This is a genomic window from Lentzea alba (genome assembly GCF_047445655.1).
Taxonomy (GTDB): Bacteria; Actinomycetota; Actinomycetes; order Mycobacteriales; family Pseudonocardiaceae; genus Lentzea; species Lentzea alba_A.
The window spans coordinates 23,110-49,483 of sequence record NZ_JAJAEG010000039.1 but is presented as its reverse complement, the minus strand read 5'-3'; the positions used below and the strand labels follow the sequence as shown (position 1 = coordinate 49,483).

Annotated in this window: 13 protein-coding genes; 8 read left to right on the top strand and 5 right to left on the bottom strand. The window is 68.5% G+C overall.

The window, feature by feature from the left end; translation table 11 throughout:
- Nucleotides 1-40 precede the first annotated feature (40 nt).
- The 4 genes from LFM09_RS42790 to LFM09_RS42775 are packed head-to-tail and all read left to right on the top strand — an operon-like array spanning nt 41 to nt 6,365.
- Nucleotides 41-223, top strand: a complete 183-nt coding sequence (locus LFM09_RS42790; RefSeq protein ID WP_414102349.1) for a DUF6229 family protein — start codon at nt 41-43, stop codon at nt 221-223.
- 30 nt (nt 224-253) lie between these two features.
- Complete coding sequence (locus LFM09_RS42785) at nt 254-3,127, top strand: type 2 lanthipeptide synthetase LanM family protein (protein ID WP_414102348.1); 2,874 nt, start codon at nt 254-256, stop codon at nt 3,125-3,127.
- Nucleotides 3,124-4,989 (top strand): ABC transporter ATP-binding protein, encoded by a 1,866-nt coding sequence (locus LFM09_RS42780; RefSeq protein ID WP_414102347.1) that lies wholly within the window; start codon nt 3,124-3,126, stop codon nt 4,987-4,989. The genes LFM09_RS42785 and LFM09_RS42780 overlap by 4 nt, the downstream gene beginning before the upstream one ends.
- Nucleotides 4,986-6,365 (top strand): FAD-binding oxidoreductase, encoded by a 1,380-nt coding sequence (locus tag LFM09_RS42775; RefSeq protein ID WP_414102346.1) that lies wholly within the window; start codon nt 4,986-4,988, stop codon nt 6,363-6,365. The genes LFM09_RS42780 and LFM09_RS42775 overlap by 4 nt, the downstream gene beginning before the upstream one ends.
- A 16-nt stretch (nt 6,366-6,381) precedes the next feature.
- Here the strand turns inward: LFM09_RS42775 and LFM09_RS42770 are convergent, their stop codons facing one another.
- The gene (locus LFM09_RS42770) at nt 6,382-8,568 is read right to left on the bottom strand and encodes a hypothetical protein (RefSeq protein WP_414102345.1); all 2,187 of its coding nucleotides are present in this window, start codon (nt 8,566-8,568) and stop codon (nt 6,382-6,384) included.
- Nucleotides 8,569-8,887: 319 nt separating this feature from the next.
- Between LFM09_RS42770 and LFM09_RS42765 the strand changes: the two genes are divergently transcribed.
- From LFM09_RS42765 to LFM09_RS42750, 4 genes are read left to right on the top strand one after another with little or no spacing between them, the layout of a single operon-like run.
- Nucleotides 8,888-12,199 carry a caspase family protein gene (locus LFM09_RS42765; RefSeq protein WP_414102344.1) on the top strand — a complete coding sequence of 1,104 codons (3,312 nt, stop codon included), beginning with the start codon at nt 8,888-8,890 and terminating at the stop codon, nt 12,197-12,199.
- On the top strand, nt 12,199-13,350 hold the full coding sequence (locus LFM09_RS42760) for a hypothetical protein (RefSeq protein ID WP_414102343.1): 1,152 nt from the start codon (nt 12,199-12,201) through the stop codon (nt 13,348-13,350). The genes LFM09_RS42765 and LFM09_RS42760 overlap by 1 nt, the downstream gene beginning before the upstream one ends.
- A gap of 38 nt (nt 13,351-13,388) precedes the next feature.
- Entirely contained in the window at nt 13,389-15,182 is a 1,794-nt protein-coding gene (locus tag LFM09_RS42755; protein WP_414102342.1) for a CHAT domain-containing protein, read from the top strand.
- A 46-nt stretch (nt 15,183-15,228) separates the two neighbouring features.
- Nucleotides 15,229-18,039 carry a hypothetical protein gene (locus LFM09_RS42750; RefSeq protein WP_414102341.1) on the top strand — a complete coding sequence of 937 codons (2,811 nt, stop codon included), beginning with the start codon at nt 15,229-15,231 and terminating at the stop codon, nt 18,037-18,039.
- An 18-nt stretch (nt 18,040-18,057) separates the two neighbouring features.
- Here the strand turns inward: LFM09_RS42750 and LFM09_RS42745 are convergent, their stop codons facing one another.
- The 4 genes from LFM09_RS42745 to LFM09_RS42730 all read right to left on the bottom strand — a co-directional run bounded on the left by LFM09_RS42745 (nt 18,058) and on the right by LFM09_RS42730 (nt 26,372).
- Entirely contained in the window at nt 18,058-21,675 is a 3,618-nt protein-coding gene (locus LFM09_RS42745) for a DUF4062 domain-containing protein (RefSeq protein ID WP_414102340.1), read from the bottom strand.
- A 28-nt stretch (nt 21,676-21,703) separates the two neighbouring features.
- Nucleotides 21,704-24,526 (bottom strand): TIR domain-containing protein, encoded by a 2,823-nt coding sequence (locus LFM09_RS42740; protein WP_414102339.1) that lies wholly within the window; start codon nt 24,524-24,526, stop codon nt 21,704-21,706.
- Between the two features lie 16 nt (nt 24,527-24,542).
- Nucleotides 24,543-25,079 carry a DUF6636 domain-containing protein gene (locus tag LFM09_RS42735; protein ID WP_414102338.1) on the bottom strand — a complete coding sequence of 179 codons (537 nt, stop codon included), beginning with the start codon at nt 25,077-25,079 and terminating at the stop codon, nt 24,543-24,545.
- 477 nt (nt 25,080-25,556) lie between these two features.
- On the bottom strand, nt 25,557-26,372 hold the full coding sequence (locus LFM09_RS42730) for a helix-turn-helix transcriptional regulator (RefSeq protein ID WP_414102337.1): 816 nt from the start codon (nt 26,370-26,372) through the stop codon (nt 25,557-25,559).
- Nucleotides 26,373-26,374 lie beyond the last annotated feature (2 nt).

The following is a 26,374-nucleotide window of genomic DNA, read 5'->3' as shown; positions in this document are numbered from 1 at the left end:
GCATTCGGCGTCAACCGAACTATTTGTGAAGGAGTGCAGGATGCCCACTCTCATGAAGGAACGCGCTGCCGACATCGTCGCCGGCTGGCGTGCGGGCGAGGACGGCCCGGCCGGACCGCTGTTCCCCAGCGGTGAGTACGCCGAGCACGAGCTCACCATGACCGGCCACTCGGGCAAGTGCGGAACGGTGTGCACCTACTCGCAAGGCCGGCAGTGCTGCTGAGTCGGTAGTCCACTGAGGAGCACGGCGTCCATGCTGCTGAACAGTGAACCGCGTCCGGCCGGTTCCCCCGACGACCTGGCCGGCGAGTTCGGCCCCGCGCTCGACCCCCTGATCGAGCCCGCGTTGGCCGGCCTCGTCGCCGAGCTCAAGGCGGTGCGGGGGCTGGACGACCAGGAGCGGGACGTCGTGCACCGGGCAACCGCTGCGACGTTGCGGGACACCGTGTACCGCAAGGTCTGCCGCGTGCTCGTGCTCGAACTGAACGCCGCCAGGATCACCGGTGCGCTCACCGCAGCGGATCCGGCGGCCCGGTTCGCGCAGTGGCTGGCCGGAACCACCGACGGCCGGTACTGGGATGCGCTGGACGAGCACTATCCGCGGTTGGGGCAGCGGTTGTCGGCGGTGATCGGCAACCGCTGCGCCGCGGCCGTCCAGCTGGCACAACGGTTCAGCGCGGACCGTGCAGCTCTCGCCGAACTGCTTGGCACAGAACCCGGCGTGCTCACCGCCGTCGAGTTCGGCGCGGGTGACAGCCACCGCGGCGGGCAGACGGTGGCCATCCTGAGCTGCACGGCCGGCCGCGTCGTCTACAAGCCGCGTTCGGTCGCGGTCGACGCGGTGCTCGGCCGATTGCTGCACGCACTGCTGCCCGACGAACCCTCCGCCACCCGAATCCGCGTCCCCGACGTGCTGGATCGGGACGGCTACGGGTGGACCGCGCACGTCGGGCACCGGTACTGCTCCGGTGACGGCGAGCTGCGCGCCTTCTACCGGGGGATGGGCCACTGGCTCGCGGTCATGCGCCTGCTCGGCGGCAGCGACCTGCACGCGGAGAACCTGATCGCGGCGGGCCCGGTGCCCGTCGTCGTGGACTGCGAGACCCTGTTCACCCCGGTCCACGAGCTCGGCAGGCCGTCCGGCCACGGGCTCGCCGTCGACCGCGCCGTCAGTCTCGTCGGCGGCACCGTGCTGCGGACCGGCCTGCTCCCCGGCCGAGGCCTGGCACTGGGCTGGCGCGGCGTCGACTCCTCCGCGATCGGCTCGCTGCCCGGCCAGCAACCGTCGGCACCCGTCCCGATGGTGGTCGACGGCGGTACCGACCTCGCCAGGGTCGAGCTGGTGCAGGCCCCGATCGCCTTGGCCGCCAACCACCCCAGCGCGGATCCGATGCTCGGCAGGCACTGGCAGCGGATCTACGACGGCTTCACCGAACTGACCGAGCGGTTGCTGGAGATGGACCGCGAGGGTGGGCTGGAACCGTTGCTGGCCGGGTTCGCCGACTGCCCGGTGCGGGTCGTCACCCGTGCCACCGAAGCGTATGCCGAGCTGGGCCGGATGCTCTGGCACCCCACCTCGTTGCACGACGAGCGGGCCGCACGGCTGCGAGCCGCTCAGGTGCTGGCCAAGCAGGCGGAGACAGCGCCTGGCGCACCCGGCGACCCGGAGGTGATCGACGCGGAGATCGCGGACCTGCTCGACGGTGACGTGCCGTTCTTCGCCACGACGCCGCGAGATGGCGTGCTGACGGGCCCCGGCGGCACCACCTGGGGGAAGCCGCTGGATCTCGTCGCCGACGCGCTGCACCGGTGGCGGCGCAACGACCTGGCGCTCGACCGGCAGGTCGCGGAGGCCGCGCTGGTGAGCGCCTACCTGAACGAAGGCTGGCTGCCGGACGACCGCCGCCTGCTCGCGTCCACAGTGGACACTGATGGCCTCGACCGCCGTCGGCGCGCGCAGGCGGCGGACATCGTGAGAGCCGTCCGCGACCACGCGCTGCGGGCCGACGACGGGTCCGCCACCTGGATCGCGCCGGTGCTCAACCCCACCGGATGGGCGGTCACACCGTTGGGCCCCGACCTGTACGGCGGCCTCGCGGGCATCGCGGTTCTCCTTGCCGCGTACCGGATCGAGATGAACGACGGCCGCGCTGACGAGGTCGACGGCATCGACTCCCTGCTGACAGCCGTGGTGCACACCACGAGGCTCGGGGAGGACCAGCTGGCACGGGAGCGCGCCACGACGTCCGCCATGCGCCCGGAGCCGCCGGGCGGCTACGTCGGGCTCGGCTCGCAGATCTGGGGATGGCTGCTGCTGCACCGCTTCGGGGTGACCGACGGACTCGAACGGGCCGGTGCGCTGGCCGGGCAGGTCGTCGACGGAGTGCGTGCCGACGAGTCGTACGACCTGCTGCACGGGATGGCGGGCGCGGTGGTTCCCCTCCTGCGGCTGGCCGAAGCGACCGAAGAACGCCGGTGGACGTCGCTCGCGAGCCAGATCGGCGAACGGCTGCTCTGCGCGGCCACTCCCGGCGGGTGCTGGCCGACCGCCTCGTTCCCCGAGGGGATCGGGGGATTCGCCCACGGTGCAACCGGAATCGGCTGGACGCTCGCGCGGCTCGCCGCGGCCACCGGTGAAGCCTCGTACCGTCGTGGCGCGGATTCCGCCTTCGCGTACGAGGAATCGCTCTACGACCCGGCTCTGGGAGGCTGGCGGGACCTGCGTTCGCCGGGCATGGCCGCGTCGGCGTGGTGTCACGGCGCGGGCGGGATCGGCATCGCCGCCGCCGACCTCGGGCAGCACGACGTGCTGCGGCGCGCGGCCGCGGCGTGCTGGGAGTCGGGACTGGGCTGGAACCACACGCTCTGCCACGGAGATCTCGGCGCGTGGGAGGTCATCGACGCCGCGCAGGCCGCCGGGGTGGGACCCGTGGACAGGGCGACGCTGGACGCTCATGTGCTCAGCAGCCTGGAGGAGTTCGGCCCGGTGAGCGGTATGGCCAGGGAGGCGTTCTCGCCCGGTCTGCTGCCAGGGCTCGGCGGGGTGGCCTACCAGCTGTTGAGGATGCATCCGGACTGCACGCTGCCCAGCGTCCTGCTGCCCGATCCTGGACTGATGCGGCGATGACCGAGGCGTTGGCGTCGCCGTACTGGCGTCTCGACGACACCGGTCGGCCGCTCTCGTTCTGGCAGCTCGTCCGCCGGTTCCCCGCGGCGTGCAGGCCGGTCGTGGAAGTGATCCGGCTGGCGGCGCCGCGGTCTGCCGCAGTGATCGCCGTGTTGCAGGTGGCGTCCGGCGTGACCGGGGCGTTCGGGTTGCTGGCGACCACCGGCGTACTGGAGGAACTGCTGACCGCGGGGCCGACGGCAGAGCGGGTGATGGGGGCCGTGCCGGCGCTGGTCCTCGTGATCGCGGCCTACCTGGCTCGCGGTGCGATGGACGCGGGCGTCTCGCTCGCCACCGCGCGCGTGGTGCCCGGCGTGCGCCGGGTGGCCGAGGAGCGGTTGTTCGACGCCGGCCTGCACGCGGAGCTGGTCGCGTTCGACGACGACCGGTTCTACGACCGGATGCACCGGGCTCGTGATCGTGGCCTGTTCTACCTCGAACAGGCGACCAGCAACGTGATCGCGTTGCTCGGCGCGATCTTCGCCGTGGCAGGAGCCGCCGGCATCATCGGGGTGTTGCATCCGGTGCTGCTGCCGGTGTTGCTGATCTGCCTGTTGCCGGAGGGCTGGGCCGTCTTCCGCTCCGCGCGGCTGGGCTACGAGGGCATGACCCGACTGGTGACGTTGAACCGCAGGTTGCGGATGATCTCGGACCTGGCGACCGAACGCGAACCCGCGGCCGAGATCAGGGCCTGTCAGGCCGAGGCGTTCGTGCTCGACGAGTACCGGCAGCTCGCGGATGTGCTGCGGGATCACGAGGTCGCGGTCGGGCTCGCCCAGGCCAGGACCGGGATCGTCGGCAGGGCGTGCGCCGGGGTGGCCACGGCCGGGACGTTCGTCGCGCTGGGATTGTTGTTGTACGCCGGGTGGATTCCCCTGGCGGTCGCCGGCACGGCGGTGATCGCGATCCGGACGTCGTCGGCGGCGCTCGCTCAGCTCGTGCGCGCGACGAACGAGCTGTTCGAACAGAGCCTCTACGTCAGCGACTACCAGTCGTTCCTCAGCACGGCACGGGAGCGTCGACGTCCGGTGTCCGCTGTCCCGGCACCACCGGCTCCTTCGCGTATCACGTTGCACGAAGTCGGTTTCCGCTATCCAGGTGCGTCCGTCGACGCGTTGCGGGGCGTCGACCTGTCCATCCACAAAGGACAGATCATCGCGCTGGTGGGGGAGAACGGCTCAGGCAAGACCACCCTGGCGAAGATCATCGCCGGGCTGTACCGGCCTTCCCGCGGACAGGTGTGCTGGGACGGCCACGACATCTCTGTTCTTGACCCGGCCGGTGTCGCCGACCAGGTCGTGATGGTGTTGCAGGACCCGGTCCGATGGCCGCACGACGCCAGGACCAACGTCCGGGTGGGCCGCCACGACCGCACCGACCCGGGCGACGCGGCGTTGCTGGAGGCCGCCGCCGCGGCGCGTGCCACGGAGGTGGTCGAGGGGTTGCCGCACGGCTGGGAGACGTTGCTGTCCAAGTACTTCCGGGACGGCCACGAACTGTCCGGCGGCCAGTGGCAGCGGCTGGCCGTCGCACGTGGCCTGTTCCGGGACGCGCCGCTGGTCATCTGGGACGAGCCCACCGCGCCACTGGACGCCAAGGCCGAGTACGCGGTCTTCGAGTCGTTGCGGCAGCTCGCCGGCAACCGCACGGTCGTGCTGATCACGCATCGCCTGGCCAGCGTGCGCAACGCCGACCAGATCTACCTGCTGCACGAGGGAAGTCTGGTCGAACGGGGCACGCACACCGACCTGCTCGCCGCGGGCGGCCGCTACGCACAGCTGTACGGGCTGCAGGTCGAGATGTACACCGGCGCGGCAACGTGAAGGGGCTCGCCCACGGCCTGCACGGCCGGCTTGTGCTGCCAGGCGATCCTCAGTACTCATCGGCTCGGCTGTCGTTCGTTCGCGGGCTCGACGAGGTGCTGCCCGAGGCGATCGTGCGCTGCGCCGACCCGGCCGACGTGGCGGAAGCGATCACGTTCGCGCGGTCCCGCGGGATGCCCTTCGCGTTGCGCGGTGGCGGCCACAGCTTCGCCGGCCACTCGTCGACGCGCGGCCTGCTGATCGATCTCGGCGATCTCGCCTCGATCGACGTGGGTGCCGTGACCGTGACGATCGGGCCTGGTGTTCTGGTCGGCGGTCTGGCTCGGCACCTGGCCTCACACGACCGGTTGGTGCCGTGCGGCTGGTGCCCCACGGTCGGGGTGACCGGCGCGGTGGTCGGTGGCGGATACGGTGTGCTCAGCAGGCTCTACGGACTCGGCGCCGACCACCTGCTGGCCGCCGAGGTCGTGCTGGCCGACGGCAGAACGGTTCGGGTCGACGCCGACCACGAACCGGACCTGTTCTGGGCGTTGCGGGGCGCCGGCGGCGGAAACTTCGGTGCAGTCACCTCTCTCGTGCTGCGCACCCGCCCGGCTCCCGCGCTGGTCTCGTTCTGCGTCCGCTGGCCGTACCGCCAGGCGGCAGCCGTGATCGAGGCGTGGCAGCAGTGGGCACCCGACGCCGCGGACGAGATCAACGCCGAGGTCGCGCTGACGGTGCCGGACTCGCTCGACGAAGCGCCTTCGGTGACGCTCTTCGGCGTCGTGGTCGGGGGCGATTCGGTGTCGGAGCTCGTCGGTTTCGTTGACAGGGTCGCCGGTGCGGAGACCTCGCTGACGCCGCTGACCGGGCGAGCCGCCGCCTGCCACCACACCTACGCCGGCGAGCCCGCCGCCGACGTCCCGTTCGACCCACCACCGCCGGGCGAGCGCCCTGGCCAGCGGGTGACCAAGTCCGAGTTCTTCGACCACCCGCTACCCCGCGACACCATCGCCGCTTTGGTGGCAGGCCTCGTGCACGCGCGGGTCGAGGGCCAGCACCGTGAGCTGGAGTTCGTGCCCTGGCGCGGCGCGATCGGCCGAATCCCCAGGCACACCACCGCCTTCGTGCACCGCGATGCTCGTTTCATGATCCGGCACGCGGTGCTGACCGGGCGCCGTGCCACCGACTCGCAACGCCTGGCCGCGAGCCGGTGGGCCACGTCGAGCTGGTCTCTGGTGCACCCTCACGGCAGCGGGCACGTCTACCCGAACTACCCCGATCCGGACCTGGCCGACTGGGAGCACGCCTACTACGGCACCAATCTCGGACGGCTGCGCGAAGTCAAGCTGGCTTACGATCCGACCGGTTTCTTCCGGTTCGGACAGTCGATCTGACAGCGCCGGCGCGACCTCAGCGAGCCAGGACCTTGCGGATCTTCTCGCGGGTGCGCGGGGAGACGCGGCGGCTCTCGGCCAGATCACGCAGAATCTGCTTCCCCCGCTGCGCGTTGATCTCCATCGCCCTGACGCCCGCCGCGAAGAGGACGTCCTCGTGGTCCTGGTCGCCGGCGATGTGGTGCAACGCCTCGAGCGCCTGCTTGTCAGGAAGTTCGCAGGCCGCCCTGATGCGGATCTCACCGCCCCGCCGCGTCTTGACGATCTTGTTGAACACCTCGGCGGCGAGCTTGCGGTCGACGTCGAGGAGTGCGGTGCCGGCCTCCAGCCGCAGTTCGATCGCGGATGTGTGCAGCCCCAGCTGGTACAGCACGGTCTTCCCTCGTGCGCCTGCTTCCCGTGCCAGGCTCAACCTGAAGGCGGGGTCCGAGGTGAACTTGTTCGCAAGCCGAGCCATCAGCTTCTCGCCGGCGTCCTGGTCCATCCCGAGGACCTTGCGCGCTGCCGTGCGAGCGCCCTCCTTCTCCCGCGTGGTGGTCGCGATGTGCTCGAGGAGTCCGAGGGCCTTGGTCTTGTCGAAGATGCCGAGTTCGACCGTCCGCAGGCGGAACGACACAGGTCTTCGCCCGTCCCTGGCGATGTCCTCGAGTGCGTTGGCGGCTGGGGAAGGTGCGAGAGCGTGGGCTTCTCGCAGCACGGAGAGTTGCTCGAGGTCCGTTGGCTTGTAGCCTTTCGCAATGCCGACGAGGAGCCGGCCACCGCGGTTCCTGTCGACCTTGGCAACCCGTCTGGCCGCCAGCAGCCTGCGCTCGCGGCTCGCCTTCGGGTCCGCGGCGAAGTCGGCGAGCGTGATGACGGGTCCGCCCAGTTCGACGATGTGGCTGGCGGCCTTGAGTCGTGTCGCTTCGTCCTTCGCCTCGCGGTAGAACCGCTCGAACTCCGGGAAACGACGGGCCGGCACGAGTTCGCCGATCAGGTGCACCGCGACCAGCCGCACCGGCTCGGAGATGGTGCGCCGCACCGGCCACGCGGCCCCGTCCGCGATGCGCAGCGCGACATCCGGGGCCAGGTTCCGAACCGCCTTGGCGATCACCACCAGCGTGGTCTCGAGGGTTGCGGTGTCCGCGAACCGCTCGGCTGCCGCGACGGCCGCTGCCTCGTCGGCGTCGGCGAGCCAGGTCAGCAGCCTCAGCCGTGCCGGGTCGGAGATGGCCCGCTCGCCGCCGGTCAGCTCCGCGCAAAGCACCAGGTCGCCCATGAGCACGGCTGCCTCCACGCGCAGATCACCCATGTCCTGGGCATTCGCGAGACAGCGGAACGCACGGTCGCCGAGGTCGGTGTCCCGCAGGCGGATCATCCTGGCGACTTCCAGCCGTTCGCGGCGGTCACCGCTCAGTGATTCAGCCAGCAGGCGGAGGGCGCGCTCGCCGCGCACAGGATCGCGGTCGGTCAGCTCGCCGACGGCGTCGAACCGGCGGAGTGAGGAAGCCGTGCGGGACCGCGACTGGGCGAGTTCCTCCAGCGCGTCCGCGGTCTGCTCGGGCGCGAGCAGGTCCAGCGTGCAGACCGTCGCCCGCCACCTGCCGGCTTCTCTGTCTTCCTGGGCGAGGTGTTCGCGCAGGATCTCGACGGTCCTGTCGCGCAGGTCGTCCGCACTGATCAGGCCGCGGTGCAGCAGCTCGGCGACGAAGTGCACGTTGGGATCGCGGTGTTTGGGGCTCAGCAGCACGGTGAGTCTCTTGCGCATGGCGCTCTCCGCCTTGTCCCACCACAGCGCCACCTGGAAGAGCTCTGTCCCGCTGTCCTGCCACGGCCAGTCGTTCTCGGGACGCAGGAACTTGCGGAGTGGGTGCAGCAGGGTCGGGCCGTCCGGACGCTGCCGAACCCTGTGACACGCGGCCAGGTAGTCCCGGACGCCGTCGGGGACGAGCCGGCTCCCGCGCTCGTCGACCACCTTGCTGTCCATCAGCAACCGGTGGAGCGAGGCGCCCTGGGTCGCTTCGTCGAGCAGATGGACCCTCGCCACTTGCCTGAGCGCGTCGGGAAGGGGGAGGTCGAGGCAGCGGTGGGCGACGTCCTCGAGGAGCGGGCGCGCCTTGCCGTTGACGAGAGGAGACGCCTCCAACGCCGCGATGTGCCTACGAACAGCAGCTTCCAGCGACGCGACCTCCCCGGTGCCAGGTGGCTCGTCGGATGTCGTCACACGGGAACATGCTAGGTCTGTCCCGCGATTCTGCACTGGACAAGAACATGACAGTTTGAATTAGTCCACAATGGACTAAGCGTGCCGGGCCGGCTGGGTGCTGCGCTGTGAGCGATGGCTGACCGGAGCGGCTCTTGTGTTCGAACGCTGGAACTTGTAACTGCAAGTGTCCAAGAAGCGACTCCTGGCGCCTAGGCGGGCCTTATCGGGCCTGCTCTTACTCCATTCGGGCGGAGATGTGTAGCGCACCGTAACAATGCCTCGGGCGAGGTGGACTCCCTGTTTACCAGGCGGCGGCAGGCTCGAAAGAGGTATGGCCATGGCCCGTACGCTGTATTCGCTCCTGGTGGGAATCGACGCGTATGAATCGCCGGTTCCCCGATTGCGCGGCTGCGTCAACGACATTCAGCGCATCGAGGAACTCCTGCCGGAGATCGTCGATGCGACGACGACTCTCAACACGATCACGTTGTCGGATGCTGAGGCGAGCCGCGCGGCGATCATCGCGGGATTTCAGAACCATCTGGGGCAAGCCGGTCCTAACGACCTCGCGTTGTTCTACTACAGCGGACACGGAGCATTCGAGGACGCGCCGCAGGAGTTCTGGGCGGTCGAACCCGACCACCGGAACGAGACGCTGGTCTGTCACGACAGTCGCACGCCTGGCTCGTGGGATCTCGCCGACAAGGAGCTCTCCGCGCTGATCGCCGAGGCGACGGCGCGCGGAACGCGACTGCTCGTCGTTCTCGACTGCTGCCACTCCGGCAGCGGCACGCGCAGCCTGCTGCCCGATGCCCTGGCCGTGCGCAGTGCCCCGGACGACCACCGCGTGCGGCCGTTCGAGGACTACTACCTCGGCGCTGCCGGCGAGTTCGTCGCCAGCCGCGAGGCCGGACGCAGCGGCTGGCAGCTGCCGGTGAGCGGCGCACACGTGTTGCTCGCGGCTTGCGCGTCCGACCAGAAGGCGAAAGAGGTGCGGGTCGAAGGCCTTCAACGCGGCGCGTTCTCCGTGGCATTGGAAAGAGCGTTGCAGGCTCACGGCGGACGGGTGTCCTATCGCGACCTGATGGCGGCGATCACCAACGAGCTCGCCAAAACCGTGCGAAACCAGACACCTCAGCTGGAATGTTTCGGAGACCTGGACTCCACCGCGCTGTTCCTCGGTGGTGCCGGTCGCATCCGCGACGGCCATTGGACCATGTCGCATCTCGACGGCCGGTGGTGGGTCGACGCGGGCAGCCTCACCGGAATCGGACCGACGGCTGGTGGCGAACCTCCGTTGTTCGCCGTTTTCGCGAGGAACACGCCGGAGGAACACCTCACCGACCTCTCGCGATCGATGGCCACGGCGATCGTCACGGGAATCGAACCCGGCAGATCCGCGGTGGACGTCACGACCAAGGGCGCCGCAGAGCTGGACACCGACGAGCTGTATCTCTGCAGGCTTCTCTCGGCAGGGCTGGCGAAGACTCGAGTGCGCCCACCTGTGCTACCGGATTCCGATTTCGCGGCAGCACTCGAAGAGTCGTTGTTCGCCAGGGCCGCGCTTCCCGGGGAGGAGGTCGAGCTGGTCGTTTCGGCCGGAGCCGACGGGTACCGCGTCCACGACGCCCTGATGGGGCCGATCGCCGCGGCGGGCACACCGGCGACGAGGGCGAATGACGCGGAGATCGTTGTCCGCCAACTGGACCACATCACGCGCTGGCGGATGGTGCGAGATCTGGCCAACCCGCTCGGGTCGATCTCCGGCGAGGACCTCGAGCTCGAGATCGTCGACGCGAGGAAGAACGTCCCGCTGTCACCGGATCGGGAGATCCGTCTGACCTATTCGGACCCCGACCGGTATCCCAAGCTGAAGATCAAGCTGCGCAACAACAGCAACCGCGAGCTGTACTGCGCGATGTACGGGCTGTCCGAGGACTACGAGATCGCGTCGCTGCTCGACGGCAAAGTCGCCGCCAAGCTCGCCCCGGGGGAGGAGGTCTGGGCGTTCGGGAACGGGAACGTCCGCGCGCAGGTGCCGGATGTTCTGTGGCGACAAGGAGTCACGGTTTGCGACGACATCATCAAGGTCGTCGCGAGCACGGAGCCGTTCGACGCGGCGCGGCTCGCCGAGAGTGCGTTGTCCGATGAGGAACCGGTGCGGGGAACTCGTCACGTCGCCGGAACCACCACCACGCTGGACCGTTTGCTCGCACGCATCCCCACCCGGTCGCTTTCCCGTGAACCGGATGACGCCGAGGCCGTGGCCGACTGGGTCACCAAGTCGGTGGTGGTGACGGTCGAACGCCCGCCGAAGCCGGGCGTCCTTCGCGATGGCGCCGCCGATCTCGGCAACGGGGCTGAGCTCCGAGCGCCTTCCGGAGTGACCGCGGACGTCCAGTTGCTGCGGGAGTCGGCGACGACCCGTGACGCGACGACGCCGGCCCTGCCACGGGTACTGCACGAGCAGTCCGTCCCGCTGCCCGTGTGGACTGATCGAAGCGCGGACGACCTGAGTGTCATCGAACTGCACGACCTGACCCGCCCGGAACTGGTCACGCCGCAGACTCCCCTGAGCCTGACGGTGCCGACCACCCTGCGGGAAGAAGAGACGGCACTCGTCGTGGCGTACGACGGCGAGGACTGGTTGCCGGTCGGGCACGTCAAGGGACGCGACAGCAACGGGACCACGTTGGTCATCGAACAGCTGCCCGCCGAGGACGTCGTCACCAAGGGGCTGTTCAAGTCGATCAAGCTGATGCTCAGGAAGCTCGTCGGCGGTCCTCTCGGCCTGCCGCAGGAGTATCCGCGGCTCGCCGCGGCCACTGTGGACATGGCGGGTGAGGTCCACTACGTCAGCGACCTGCCAGGTGTGCGGGCGAAGGTTCGCGACGCGCACCGGATTCTGCTGCTGGTGCACGGGATCATCGGCGAGACGACCGGCATGGTGACTGGAACGGCCGGCATCCACCACCTCTACGACCTCGTGCTCGCGTTCGACTACGAGAACATCCACACCAGGATCGACCAGAACGCCGCCCTCCTCCACACGGAGCTGACCAAGGCTGGTGTGGACACGTCGAAGGAGATCGACGTCGTCGCCCACTCGATGGGCGGACTCGTCGTGCGCACGATGATCGAGCTCAACGGGGGCCAGGGCCTCGTCAACCGTCTCGTCACGGCGGGCACCCCGAACAACGGTTCACCGTGGCCGAAAGTTCAGGACTGGGCGACCGCGGCAGTGGCAGCCGCCCTCAACGCCCTGCCCGCCATGACCTGGCCGATCGGTGTGCTCGTCGGCGCGATCGAACGGTTCGACAACGCGTTGGACCAGATGGCGCCGAACTCCGAGTTCCTCCGCGGGCTGTACGCCGCGGCTGATCCCGCTCAGCACTACACCGTGCTCATCGGCGACAGGGCATTGGTGAAGGACGGTCGAAGCCTGTTCCGGAAGTTGTTCGTGGACCCTGCTGTCGCGCTCGTGTTCTTCGGCCAGCCGAACGACATCGCGGTGACGCACGAGAGCGGGCAACACCTGCCCGCCGGCCGTGTTCCACCGCCGTCGATCCGGGTGGTCGAGTGCGATCACCTGACCTACTTCTCCTCAGCGGCCGGAGTCGATGCCATCACCGCGGCGCTGGAGCCGTGATGAACGCGCCCGTCGTCGACCTCTGGCTCGAGGTCGACCAGCAGGAAGCTGTGATCGAGACCGACGGTATGAGGGAGACCGTCGACTTCGTCGCGCCGGTCGACGAGGCAGAGCTCGGCACGCTGACGTCTCCGTTGGTGTTCAAGCAGACCTCGGGCAACGTCGAGAGCGACTTCGCCCGCGACATAGGCACCAGGCTCTTCGGAGCTGTGTTCGCGGCCGGAGGAGCGAGGGTCTACGCCCACGCGATCGGTGCGGCTGAACAACTCGGGGTCGGTGTCAGGTTTCGCGTGGTGGTCGGAACACCCGCGCTTCAGGCGTTGCCGTGGGAGCTGCTGTACGACCGGGAGATCCACCGCGACTTCCTCGCGCTGACACCGAAGTTCTCCGTGGTTCGCCAACTGCGTCGCGTCACGCCCACGTCGGCCCCGACGGACAAGCCCGGCGTGCTGGTCGTGGGAACCGGAGAGGATCTCGCCCTGTGGTCGTCCACGGGGGCTGCGGCCGACGTGGTCCCGGAGATCCCTGCCAGCGACGAGCTCTCGCAGGTCCTGCACCTCGTTCCGCGGTCGGTGCCGCTCGACACGCGAGAGGTGTTCAAGGACCTGTCCGGCCGGCGGCCACCGCGCCTGCTCATCGTCGACGGGTTCCCCACCGACCTGGTCGCCGCGGAACTGGCCGCTCAGGTTCCCGCTGTGCTGGGTTTCCGCACCGGCAGCGACAAGGCGAACCGGAACGTCTTCATGTCCGCCCTCTGCTCGGCGCTCGCCGACCACGGTGACGTCGAATGGGCGGTCGCCGCTGGACGGGGTGCGGTCGACGTCGCGGAGCCGGGCAGGCCCGACTGGTCGTTCCCGGTGTTCTACCGGGCCGAGACACAGCCGCCTCCGGTCCAGCTCCGTCTCCATCCACGTCCACGAGCGGACGAACCCGCACGCCGTGAACCGGCGGCCGCGACTCCGCTGCGCCCGGAGCTGCAGGACCAGGTGACCTATCTCGAACTCCGGTTGCGGATCACCCGGGAGAACATCGACACACTCGTCCAGCGGTGGCCGTCACAGGCGAGCATGCCCGACCAGATCCGCGCACAGCTGGACGAACTGCGCTCTGCCGAAACCACGCACCAGACGCAGTTGGCGGGGCTGACATGAGTGCCTCATCGCGGCGCAATCCCCGTGGCCACAGATCCGTGGCGCACCGTCTGTCCCAGCTCACCGAGCGGCTGGAGGACCGGCGCGAGCTCGCGGCCCAGTTCGCGGGCCTCGTCGAACGTCTGGGCCGCACCACCCTCTTCGCCGTCAGCGGTGAGAAGTCGTTGCTGACGGAGGTGGAGCGGCGGCTGGCCGCGGCACGCGACCGCATTCGCCACGCTGCGGCGGCGGGCGTCGTCGGCGAGCTGCTCGACGATCTCGCGGATCAGCTCGACGGACCGGTCTGGCGGGCGGTCGAGGACATCACGCCGGAGCTCGTTTCCCGCGCCGCACAACAGGACGAGCTGATCACCAGCATCACCGCGGAAAAGCTGGGCTGGGAGAAGCGGGTCGCGGAACTCCACGAGGCTCTCGCAGACGCCAGCGCCGAGTACGCGTCGGTGCTGGACGACCGTGCTCATGTGATCGCACTTCAGTCGCTCGTGAAGCAGGCCAAACGCGCACACAAGCAGGAGCAGTACGACCAGGTCTTCGGCAAGCTCACCCAGTTGAAGACGGAGTTCGACGACATCGAGAAGACCTACCACGACAAGCACCAGGCTCCGTTGTTGACCGTCCTGCAGCGCAAGCGGGACACCGCGCGAGTCCTCAAGTCCCGCACAGAGCTGTTGATGCTGAAGAGGTCCGTGCCGAGTGACGACCTCCTCGAGTACACGGCGGTGTTGCGCACACAGCACGGGCCTGACACCACGACGGTGAACCTGCCCGGTGTCAGCGAGGTGATCAAGCAGGACAGGGAGGCAGTCCGGCGTCTCGCCGACCAGGTGACGGAAGCGGTGAACACCGGCCTTCGCAAGCTGTCGCGCGCCGACGACCCGCAGCCGGTCGTCTCCGGTGAGCAGGGCGAGATGGCGACGCAGCTCCGCAATGTCGGCGACCTGCTGTACAGCCTGCTCGTCCCTGACGCGATCCAACGGGTGCTGGCCGAGTCGAAGAGCAGCCTGATCATCTCCACGAACGACATGGAGATCCCCTGGGAGCTGATGCACGACGGGGAGAACTTCCTGTGCAGGCGCCGGCCGTTGTCCCGCATGCCGGTGGGCGCGTCGATCCCCCGCCGCCCCGCGCCGCCCGCCGTCGGCACGAACGATCAGCTCAAGTTCCTGTTGATCTACGCAGATCCCTTCCACAACCTGCCGAAGGCGAAGGAGGAGGTCGTCGCCATCGCCGAGCAGCTCAAGGCGCGGTGGAACACCGAGGAACGTGAACTGATCCAGGTCACCACGCTGCTCGATCGGGACGCGACCGGTCAGGCGCTCAACGAGGCGTTGCTGTTCGGCGGTCACCACGTCATCCACTACGCGGGTCATGCGGAGTTCGTCCGGGAACACCCGGAGCGCAGCAGGCTGATCCTCGCGGGTGAAGAACCCTTCATGGCGCAGAAGGCCCAGCGGATCACGCGCGGCACTCCCATGGTCTTCCTGAACGCCTGTGACAGCAGCAGGGCGGCCGAGGCTGCCGCCCACGGCACGACTTATCTGGGCCGCGAGCACCAGGGTTTGGCGAGTGCGTTCTTCTACGGCGGTGCCAGTGCTGTCGTTGGCGCGTTGTGGCCCGTCTACGACGATCTCGCGGCTCAGTTCGCGATCGACTTCTACGGCGAGTTGCTCAACGGCGCCATGGTCGGAGAGGCCATGCGGTGCGCGCGAGAGAACGCGTACAGCACCAACCCGACGCACATCGCCTGGGCCGCGTATGCGCTGTACGGCGATCCGACGGCACGACTCGCCGTGCTGCCCGCCACCAAACGCTCTGACGAATCCACGGCGTGACGCGTGTCCGCCTGACATTTCCGCATTCATCATCAGGAGGGGAGCAATGGTTTTCCGCCTCACCGACAACACGAACCTCGACAGGGACAGCGATGGCGAGGTGCTGTTCATCGAGCACGTCCAGCAGCCCTTCGTCGCGGTGACCGACCGTTCCGCGCTCGACGAGGTCGACGGCACGGCGTTCGCGACCACACCGCAGATGCTCGCCGAGCAGTACCTGCGAGAGGTTGCGCCGATCTATCACATCGACGGTGCGATGTTGCCCGGCTCATCCGACTTCGCCGGTGGCGAACGGGACATCGGCGGGGGCGACCGCCTGGAGCTGGACGACCAGAAGGTCGTGATCGGCACAACGGTCATCTCCTATCAGCAGACACACGACCAGTTGCCGGTGTGGGGCGCTGGGTTCAGTCTCACGATCCAACCCGAGCCGATGCGCGTCACCGCGTCGCAGAGCTCGGTCCACCGGTCGGTGTCGACCAGCAGTGTGGATCCGGCCGCCGCGTACCGGCCGGAAGCGATCACCCCCGACGCACTCGCGCAGATCCTGTTCACCAAGGACATGCTGTCCATCAACGCGACTCCGCGTTTCCTCGTCTACGAGTACGACCCGGGGAACCGGTTCGACCCCGAGTCCCGGCAGCCGGATTCGACGACGTTGCAGGAACCGGTACCCACGCTTGCGCTTCCCGACGTACCGGATGCCTTCGTCGCTGGACAGCACTACGTGGTCACCGAGGTGCTCTTCACGTTGGCCGTATCGGGAATCGGCGACGTGAACTGGCGTGCGTTCGTCGAACCGGAAACGGGTGCGGTGCTGTATCTGCGGGCGTTCATCGCCTGCGCGACCGGCATGATCTTCCGCACCGACCCGGCGACAGCGGGAGCCGCGGCCACTGTCGTACCGACGGCCCCGGCCGCCGCGCTGAACCCGTTCCGGGACAGCGTGGTGCTCGAGGGTCTGGCGAACGCCGACCCGCAGAACCTCTCCGGAGTGTTCGTTCGCGTGGTGGACATCCAGCCACCGGTCTTCCCTCCACCGAGCCAGACCAACCCACCGGCGAACTTCGCCTACGACGCGCCGGGACGGGAGTTCGCGGCGGTCAACGCCTATCACCACTGCGACTGGCTGTTCCGGCAGATGCATCTGATGGGGTTCAACCTGTCGACCTACTTCGACGGCACGTCGTTCCCGGTTCCCGTTGACGCCAGCGCTTTCAGCGATGCCGTGAACGCCAGAGCGCCCGGCAACACGACCGGTACGGGCTCCGGAGGTTTCCAGTTCGGACTTGCCGGATCCCCGTTCCCGGCGGTGAGCATCGCGGCGGACGTTCGCGTGGTGCTGCACGAGTTCGGGCATGCTTTGTTGTGGGACAGCGTGCACTCGCCGAACTTCGGCTTCGCGCACAGCGCGGGGGACAGCCTCGCCGCAGTGTTGCTCGATCCCGCGTCGGCACTGCGCACCGATGCGGTGCGCAGGTTCGAGACGTTCCCGTGGATCATTCCCAACCGCAACCACGGCCGGGACGTGACCGCGGGCTGGGCGTGGGGAGGCGTCAACGACGTCGGCAGCTACTCCAGCGAGCAGATCCTGTCCACCACGCACTTCCGGCTGTACCGATCGCTCGGCGGTGACGCCGCGGATCTGGCGCAGCGTCTCCTGGCCGCCCGCCAGACCGCCTACCTGATCATCCGTGCGATCGGGTCACTCGCGAGCAACCCGGTCACGCCGACACCGACCCCCGACATCTACGCGACCTCGTTGATGAACGCCGACATCGGCACCGTCGACTTCGAGGGCTATCGGGGCGGCGCGTTCCACAAGGTGATCCGGTGGAGCTTCGAGAAACAGGGCCTGTACCAGCCTGCAGGCGCGCCGCGTCCTGTCGTGACTCCAGGAGCCCCACCCGCGGTCGACGTGTTCATCGACGACGGCCGCGCGGGCGAATACCAGTTCCAACCGAACCACTGGGAGTGCACGAACATCTGGAACCGGCTCACCCCCACCGCCGGCACGCACGAGACACCCGTGGTCGGACAAACGAACTACGCCTACGTGAGGGTCAGCAACAGAGGGATGAACGCCGCTACCAACGTGCGCGTGCGCGGCTACTCGGCTCAGCCCGGCGCCGGACTGTCCTGGCCGGACGACTGGCTGCCGATGGACACGATCGAACTGCCTGTGCCGGGCGGTGTGCCGGCGGGCGGCGCTGTGGTCGTCGGCCCGTTCCACTGGCGGCCACGCACGGTCGGGCACGAGTGCATGTTCATGGAGGTCAGCGCGGACGGCGATCTCAGCAACATCGACGCGGGCACCTTCTACCCGTGCGCGATCGGGCCGACAGCGGAGTGGCGCATCGTTCCGTTCGACAACAACCTCGCGCAGCGCAACGTCGCACCCGTGCCGGGAGGTGGCGGTGTCCGCGGGTTGCTGGCCGGTTTCGTGCAGCGCCGCTTCGACGTGCACAACCCGTACGACTCGAGGAAGCGGTTCGTCGTCAAGGGAGAACTGCCCGAGTTCCTGCGGGACCGCGGCTGGCGCATCCGGGTCGGCCACCGGTACGGGTGCACCAGCTTCGGACTCGCAGCGGGAGCGCAGCGTCAGATCAGCGTGAGTCTCCGGCCTGGCTGCGGCTTCACCGCCGATGACGTCGCGCATGCGGGAGAGCCGGTGCTGATTCGCGTGCGAGTGCTCGCCGACGACGTCGTTGTCGGTGGCATGACCTACGAGCTCGACCCGAACCTCGACTGCGCGCCGCGGGAGAGGGTCGACGATGACCTGATCCCTCTGGACCACCCGGCGATCGAGCAGGCCATCCGCGACGCTGAAGAGCACGGGATGGTGGTGGAGGAGTAGCGGTATCAGTCGCAGCAGTCACGACCGGAGAAGCTTGTCGAGGGCGGACAACAGGGCCGGGGACCTGTCGTCCGCCGCGGCGGTGAGCCCTTGACGCTGCGCGCGGACGTTCGCGAGCCGGTCCGGCCGGCGCTGCATCGTCGCGATCAACGCCGCGTTGAACAGCGCTCCCACCGCGTCCGAGGGATCGCCGGGGCAGTGCGCCATCAGCGCCGTGCGCATCTCGTACATGCCGGTGGCGATGCGGATGACCAGGTCCGGATCGTCCGCGTCGGGGAAGTCCTCGTCCAGGACGAACTCGACCAGGTCGTCCTCGATCTCGGAGACGAAGCCGCGAACGAGCTCGTCGAGCGGCGACTCGTCGTCGACGGGAATGTCGCCGGACTGGAAGCGGGGGAGCGCGCGGACGACCATCCGGGTGGCGAGCTCGACGGCTCCCAGCCGCTTGGCCGCCGTCAGCGCCACCATGAGCATGATCGCGTCGACCTCCGGATGTTGTTGCCGTGTAGCGGAATGCAGGTCGACTTCCTGTGCCAGTCGCTCGAGCAGGGGAGTGGGATCGGTTCTGCTCCACGACAGGTACCAGGAACGCAGCAGCGCCACTGCCTGGTCGATGAAACTCTCCTGGCCCAGCAGGTCGACCACGTGCGGCTTCCGCAGTGCCTTGAACCCCGAGTCGCACGCAGACACGTGCTGGTCGCACGCACTCAGCAACGTGCTGTGGAGCAGTCCGCACTGGATCGCGGTCAGTTCGACCGCGACGGCGTCCGGGGCGAGCTCGTGCTGGATGTCCAGTTGCCACATCGCCTCTTCGAGAAATCCCAGGGCCTCGTGGATCACGACCGTGTCCGACGCGGTGATCTCCTCCTCGTCGGACATCGCGTCGAGCAGCTGGGCGGCGCGGACTCTCGCGCACAAACCGAGCAGGCAGACCAGGTCGGGCTCGCCGCGCATGCGGTCGGTGAGCGATCTCAGCCGCTCGAAGTCGTCGACTGCCGGCTGGAAACCCGCGTTGGGCCAGGCGAAGCCCGCCGCTCGGCGGGCCACGGCGATGGACAGCTCGATGAGCGCCTGGACGCTCAGGTCCGGTTCCGTCAGACCGGCGAGAAACGAGCTCCAGTGGTCGAGCAGGGCATGCGCCTGCTCCGCGTCGTCGTCGGCCGGAGACAGCTGAGAGGTACCCACCATGATCGCGTACTCGGTGAGCGTCTTCGTGCCCTGGAACAACGCCAGGCGCGCGTGTGTCTCGGTGGCTGGGGCGGGAACGGCCGGCGCGTCGCGCAAAGACCCGGTTCCGCTGCTCACCGCCGAGGTGAACCAGCTGATGATCGCCTGCGACTGGAAGTCACCGGCGAAGAAGTCCGCTGAGACCGCGTCCACCACGTGCAGCAGGGCGTCCGCGTTCTTGCCGAATCGGTTCCTCGCTTCCGGGCTCACCGCGGCGAGCGCGGCCCGGCACACCGGCGCGAGCTCGTCGATGTCCGGTCGTCGCAGATGCGGGAGGACACCGGTGACGATCTCGATGATCGTCAGTCGCTGCCGGTCCGTGGTGGCCGCCCCGATCAGCGTCGCGCACAACCGCGGCGGTGCTTCGCCCTGCAGGAAGCCGAGTAGGGCCAGTCTGAAGATCGCGACCGACTCGTCGGTGCAGTGAGCCGGCTCAGCCAGCCCGCTGACCAGCAGCCGGTGCTCGTCGATGAGCATCAGCAACGGCAACAGCTCCCGGCACCTGGCCGGATCGGCCACGGGCTTGGTGGCCAGGTGCCGCACCAGGATCCTGCGGTAGGCGGTGCGGACGTCCTGCCCGGTCTCCTCGGACGCGGCTTCGAGCAGGAGATCGACCCCGGTCGCCGCACTGGGATGCGCGAACCTCCACACCTCGTCCCTGACCGTGACGTGCACCGCGAGCACGGCCCGGAACAGGGCGATGTCGGCCGAGCCCGGCGTGAACCCGGCGGCTTCGAGCGCGGCGACCAGGTCCTGTTCGTGGAGGCCGTGCACCGAGGCGCCGAGCAGGCAGAGGACGACACCGACCTGCATGCCGACGAGGTCGATCAACCGGGCGAAGGACTCCTCGTGGAGGCCGTCGAGCTCGGGTGGGAGCTGTCCACCGGTCTCTTCGAGCATCAGGCGCAGCGCGACTTCGGGATCGAGATCGTTGTCCTGCGCCTCGCGCAGCGTCAGGTAGTCGTACGCCATCAAGGTGAGCATGAGGTCGGTGGCGACGACCAGCCAGCGCGCGGACTTCGACCGGCTCACCAAGCGCTCCGCGACTGCCCGCGGAATCGTCCGGTGGTGCGCGGCGACGCGGCTGCGGACGAGAACGGTGGCGTCCCGGTGGTTCAAGTCGCCCAGCCGCAGCACCTTCGTGGCCGGCCGCACGTTCAGCAGCGTTGCCTCGAACGTGTCCTCGGCCGCCGACACCAGGACCCGCACACGATCGCCCCACGTGATGGGCAGCCAGGCGAGCGGCTGACTCTCGGTGAGTGATCCGCGGAGCCGGTCGAGGCCGTCGACGACGATCAGGGGACCGAACAGCCGCCTGCCCGCCGCCAGCTTCTGAAGCCAGAGGTCCAGAACGTGAGCCAGCTCCAGGCTTTCGGCGTCGTACCGGTCCGCGACCGAACGGGCGGCCTCCGGGTCGAGCTGCGCGAGCAGCAGCAGGACGCAGACGGGCAGCCGTTCACTCGCCGTCGTCGCACCGACCTGCACGTACGCCCGCGGAGCCCAGTCCTCCCTGGCGACGAGCGTGCTGATGGACATGTCGGTGGCCGCTTTCGCCAGCAGGGCCGACTTTCCGCAGCCCGAACTGCCGACGATCCCCAGCGTGGTGTTGCCCAGCCGTTGGCGCAGTTTCCACAGTGGACTGTCCGGGTCGTCCCCGAATTCACTGTCGACTCCGTATCGATAGGTCCAGAACCTTCTGATGAACTCGAGTTCTTCTTCTCTGCCGACGAACTGGTGCGCTTCGCGCTCGGTAGCCCATCGTTGCTCGGCGAGCTCGGCGTCCAGCCAGTTGCCGGGAGCCTCGGCCTCGAACATCCGGTCGAGCCGATCCAGCAACGCTTCCGTCGCCAGGTCGGTGAACGTGGTGTCCACGTCGTAGGGGTGCACGAACTGGCCCCGCTCAACGAGGTGGACGGCGAGCCGCACCAGGCGTTCCTGTTCGCCCTGATCGGTCGCGGCGGCGCGACGAGCCAGCAGCACCGGCTGGATCCCATCGCTTTCGGCTGCCTGGGCGGCGGCCAGGAACTCGATGGCGGTCACGGACAACGGGAAGCCGGGATCCTGCAGGCCTGCCGCGTCGATCACCGCGCGGCTGAGCGCGTCAGGCGGAATCCAGCCGTACGTGGCGCCGAACAGACCGATGAACAGCGGACGGCAGCGCCGCACCTCCGACACGCAGATGTCGAGGATCATCCGCTGCCGCGTCTCGGGGTCGAGCCGCTCGTCGGTCTCGATGCCCCAGCGCAGGTCGACCGGGTAGATCGACGCGCCGTGGCCGCGCCGGCGCAGCTCGGCGTTCACCGCCGGAATCACCACACGGGTGAGGACATCACGTTCGTGGTCCATGTCGCGGAACGTCGAGGCGATGAACAGCGGGATCCGTCGCCACTCTGACTCCGAGCCGGTCACCGCTGTTCTCCTCTGCTCGGCAAGGTGTTCAGGGGCGCGTGCATCGGCGGTCGGCCGGGACGTCGTCGCTGATCAAGGCCCGCCACTGCGCCTCCGACAGGGCGGTACCCGCGGTCGCGCACGCGGTGAGTGCCCAGTGTTCTGGCGAAAGTCGCCATCTCAGGACCAGCCCTCCCGGCGTTGCCGAGTAGAGGTCTTCGCCCTGGCCCGCGAACAGGACGGAGGTGGAGCTGCCGGTGGTGCCGCTCTTGGACTCGGTGGGGTTGGGCAGGATCAGCCGCGCCAGGACGGTCCCGGCCTGGTAGTCGTGGAGAGCGATCGAGCCGTCCTCGGTCACGTTGGCGAGCCACCTCTGCGATCGGGAGGTGGCGATCGGTGTGGTCGGCTTCAGCGTCATGGTCGTCCGGCGGTTCGTGGCGAAGTCAGCCGACCAGATCTCGGCCTTCCCGTCCTGCGAACGGACGATCAGGTCGTCGCCGGCGAACTCTGCGGTGGCTGCCTGCTGCGTGTCGAGGCGACGAGTGGCTCCGGTCGCCAGATCGACCAGGTGCACCTCGTCCTGCTTGAGGATCGCGGCTGTGGTCTCACTCCGGTTGACGGAGGCGCTGGTGATGGGCAGCGGGAACGAGTGGTCGTGGTCGCCGAGGACGTGCTCGCGACGGCTCTCGGTCTGTCCGGACACCAGCGAGACGACCTCGAAGGTGCCGGCGGCGCTGACGGCGAGGGCGCGCATGTTCCGCAGCGGGTGGGCGAAGATGAACCGGTCCCTGGTGGCGCTCTCGAAGTTCGCGTCGGCGCGCGTGGATCGACCGGTTTCGAGTTCTACGTTCCGGTGTCCCGACTTCATGGACACGGCGAGAACCCGTGATCTGTCGTCGGCGAGCGTCAGGGCGTCCGGAGTGCCGATCTTTCTGCTGTCGAGCTGCCGGATCACCTCGTGCGCGTCGGTGTCCACCACGCTCAGGGTGCCGGTTTCGTCGAGGACCCCGATGGTTCGCTCGTCGAGCGACTTGGTGAGGGCCGGTCGCGTCACCGCTTCGTAGTCGTCGGGCGTGCGCGCGATCTCCTGTGCCAGGCGGCCGCTGCTGTCAGGCCGCCACATCACCACGACGTCCTCGTTGGCGGTGACGAGATCGCCGGAGTCGCCGAGGAACGCCATGTGCTCGACTTCCCCCGTGCCGCGAAGCACGTGGCGGGGTGGGCCGAAGTAGGTGAATCGCTGGGTGGCGGACACGGTGATCTGGCCGGTGTTGGCGGCGGCGATGTGACTCCCGGACCGGCTGATGGCGACGGCTTCGGCGTTCGCGACCGGCATGCCGGCGTAGGAGAGGTCGTCCCCGCCACGTGGGCCACGCACGTGCGCTTCGCCGAACTTCGCGTGGCCGTAGTACTGGGCGTCCTCGGACATGCCGTCGATGTAGCGGCTGGCCGGTGCGCCGCCCGCTGGGGTCTTGGACCGTTCTCGCATCGTTGCCGGGTCGAAGTGAGTGGACGCGCCGTCGACTTCCGCGACCGTGAGTGTCGTCTTGTCGGGAAAGGCGATTCTGCGGACGGGAACCGGCCCCAGAGCGAGCTTGCGGAGTTCGTGTCCGTTCGCGGCGTCGAACAGGGTGACGTCAGCCGGCGCGGGTCCTCCTGTGTCGAGCTGCTTCGCGTTGGTCGTCGCCACGTAGCTCGCATCCGGGGACAGCGCGATCATGGTGATCGGCCCGGCCGTCCCGAGCTTGCGCACGGGGTCGTGACTGCGGGTTTTGACGAGCGCCAAGGAGTTCCCGTCCGACGCGGCGACGTTCTCACCCTCGCCGTCGATGGAGAGCGAGCTGACGGGACCCGACTCGAGGGTCACGTCAGCGAGTTTCCTGCCATCGCCGTCCCAGACCACCACCCGCCCGTCCCTGGTGCCGGCGGCGAAGGTGCGGCCGGACGGCGAGGTCGCCAGGGAGAGGACGGGAGAGCCCGCGTCGAGAAACCTGGTCAGCGCGGGATTCGCCGTCACGGCGTTGAGAAGCGCCGATGTGGTTTCCGGTGTCTGGGCGATCCGGTGCGCTTCCACGGCAAGGAGTTGAGCCGTCCGCAGGTCGGTGTCGATGCGGGCGTTCGCCTCGTTCGCGAGGAGACGCGCGGTGGCCAGGGCTGCCTGCCTGGTCGCCCTGTTCCCCTCCACCACCGCTGTTCTGGCCGACACACCGGACACGATCGTCAGCACGACCAGCACCAGCGCCGCCAGTTGCCAGGTGCGCACCTGGCGGCGGTGCTGGCGGCGGTCCTCCGCGTAGAGCTGGTCCTTGGCGATCCCGCGGACCTTCGCCGCGATCGTCGCGATCTTGTCTTCGAGTTCCAGCGCGGACAGGGGCTCGTCCGCGGGTGCGCGGAGATCCACCCAGTGTGGTTCAGCCGCGAACGCGCCGCGAAGCGCGCCGGGCAAAGCAGTGGTGCGGTCGAGATCCGCGGACCAGTCACCCGAGTCGCCGTCCCACGAGATGTTCCCGGCCGTGACGGCGATCAGGATGGTGTCCGCGGAACGGTTCTCCAGCCACCACCTGATCTCCTTGTCGACCCACTTCGACGCGGCGGCGTCCGGCGACGCGAGCAGCACGAACCAGCGCGACTTCGCGAGCTCCTGCACGAGCTCGTTCCAGAGTTCCGGTGCTGCCGCGAGATTGGACCGGTCGAGGAAGACCTGGCAGGCCCGCCGGACGTGCCACCGCTTCCCCAGCGACTCGATCAAACGCTTGGCGTCCAACGCCACCTGGGTGCTCTGCCGGTGGCTGTACGAGATGAACGCGCCGTATTCGGCGCCGTCCGGGTCGTCCAACCCGACCACTTCCTCCGCTGCCCGGTTCATGGTCATGCGTGCTCGCTGTCGCTCAGAACTGTTCGTTGGAGTCGGTGGCGATTCGGAAGCCGTGTCCTGTGGTGAGGTGCGTGCACCTGATCCCGGCGGGTGCCGACGTGCACGAGAAGCCGAGCACGGTGAGCGAATGTCCGTACGGGAGAACAGGATCGGTTTCGCCAAACCCGTTCGCGTAGATCACCCCTCCGGTGCAGATGAACCCGGTTGTGCCGTCCCTGTCGACGGACATGCCGGCGCCCCAGGAGATCTGCGGTGCGCAACTCTCCGGCCGGGGTGGGACCGGTGACGTCGGTCCGTGACAGCCTGCGGACATCGGCGCCGTGACGATGCCGCAGAAGAACTTCCCCGAGGGCGACCGGAAGTAGTAGAGCTCCTCGGCGTGGTCGAACCGGTAGTCGGCCGGATCGACGGCGATCTCGGTGGGTGCGGCACTGGTTCGGCCGGTGTGCTGGTTGGTGACCGGTGGCAGCGGGATGACCGAGACCGGCGATGAGGTCGTGGTCGCGCCGATCGTGTCGTTGTCGTCGCTGTGGGTCAGAAAGCGGAGCACGACAGCACCTGTTGCCGCTACGACAATCAGCACCAGTGGCGCGACCCACCAGATTCGAGGCATGCAGGCGTAGTCGCGTGATCGAATGATTGCGTTACGAACGTGGTGGATCCATCATCACCTGGAATTGCAGGATTCCCGGCAAACGGGTGAACGTCGCCGGGCTCGCTAACGGAGCACGTCATGGTTGTCCGGCAGTACGCGCCGGCTGTGGTGAAGACCGCACGCATTGCGCTGGTATCGCCATGACTGCTGAATTCGTTGTGACGAACCGGAACCGCTACGCGCCAGGCAACGGCATCAAGATCCTGTTTTCGAACACAATCCTGCCGAGCACATCATTTCGCTGGCAGAACCGGGCAGCGGCACGTCTTAGGCGCGCGTGCGCGGTTCCCCTTCCAGACGGCCGATGATCGCGACGTTGTGCGGGCTGCTCGTCATGCTCTCCACTCATCGAACGGACCTGCAGGACACGGCCTAGCTGCTCAGCGAGCCCAGCAGTCGCAGGCGGTCCGCCGAGTCGGTGCCGGCCGTCGCACCGAGGAAGATGATGCGCTGACCGGGGTCATCCGGCACGCGCATCGTCTCCTCGTTGAGCTCCATCGGCCCGACGAGCGGATGGCGGAAGTGGCGCACTCTGTGCATGCACTCGGCGACCTGCTGGGCGGCCCACATGGTGGTGAACTCGGGGCTGTTGATGCTCAGCTCGCCGACGAGCTTGGCCAGTTCGGGGTCATCGGGCATGTCACCGACGGCCATGCGGAGGTAGGCGGCGGTGTTGAACGCCTCGGCGTGCCAGCTCGGGAACAGGTCGCGGACGCTCGGGTCGAGGAACATCATCTTCGCGAGGTTGACCCGGTGACCTGGGGCGAATCCGTAGAGCGCGTAGCCAAGCCGGTTCGCGCCGAGCAGGTCGAAGTACCGGCCCACGATGACGGCGGCCTGGTCCACAGCTCCGGTCACCAGCGCCAGCACCGACGGGCGCAGTTCCTCCGGGCCGTAGGGACGACGGATCTGGCGCGCCTGGTCCGGCCGGGCGAGGCGCAGCAGGTGTGCGCGTTCGTCCACGCTCAGCCGAAGTGCGTTGCCCAGCGACAGCAGAACCGAGTCCGACATCTGGTGGTCCTCGCCCTGTTCCAAGCGGGTGTAGTAGTTCACGCTGATGCCGGCCAGCTGGGCCACCTCGTCGCGGCGCAGGCCTGGCACTCTGCGCGGGCTTCCGTGATCCGGCATGTCCGCCGGGTCCAGTGCGGCGCGGCGGGCCCTCAGGAACTCGGCCAGCTGTTCTCCCATGT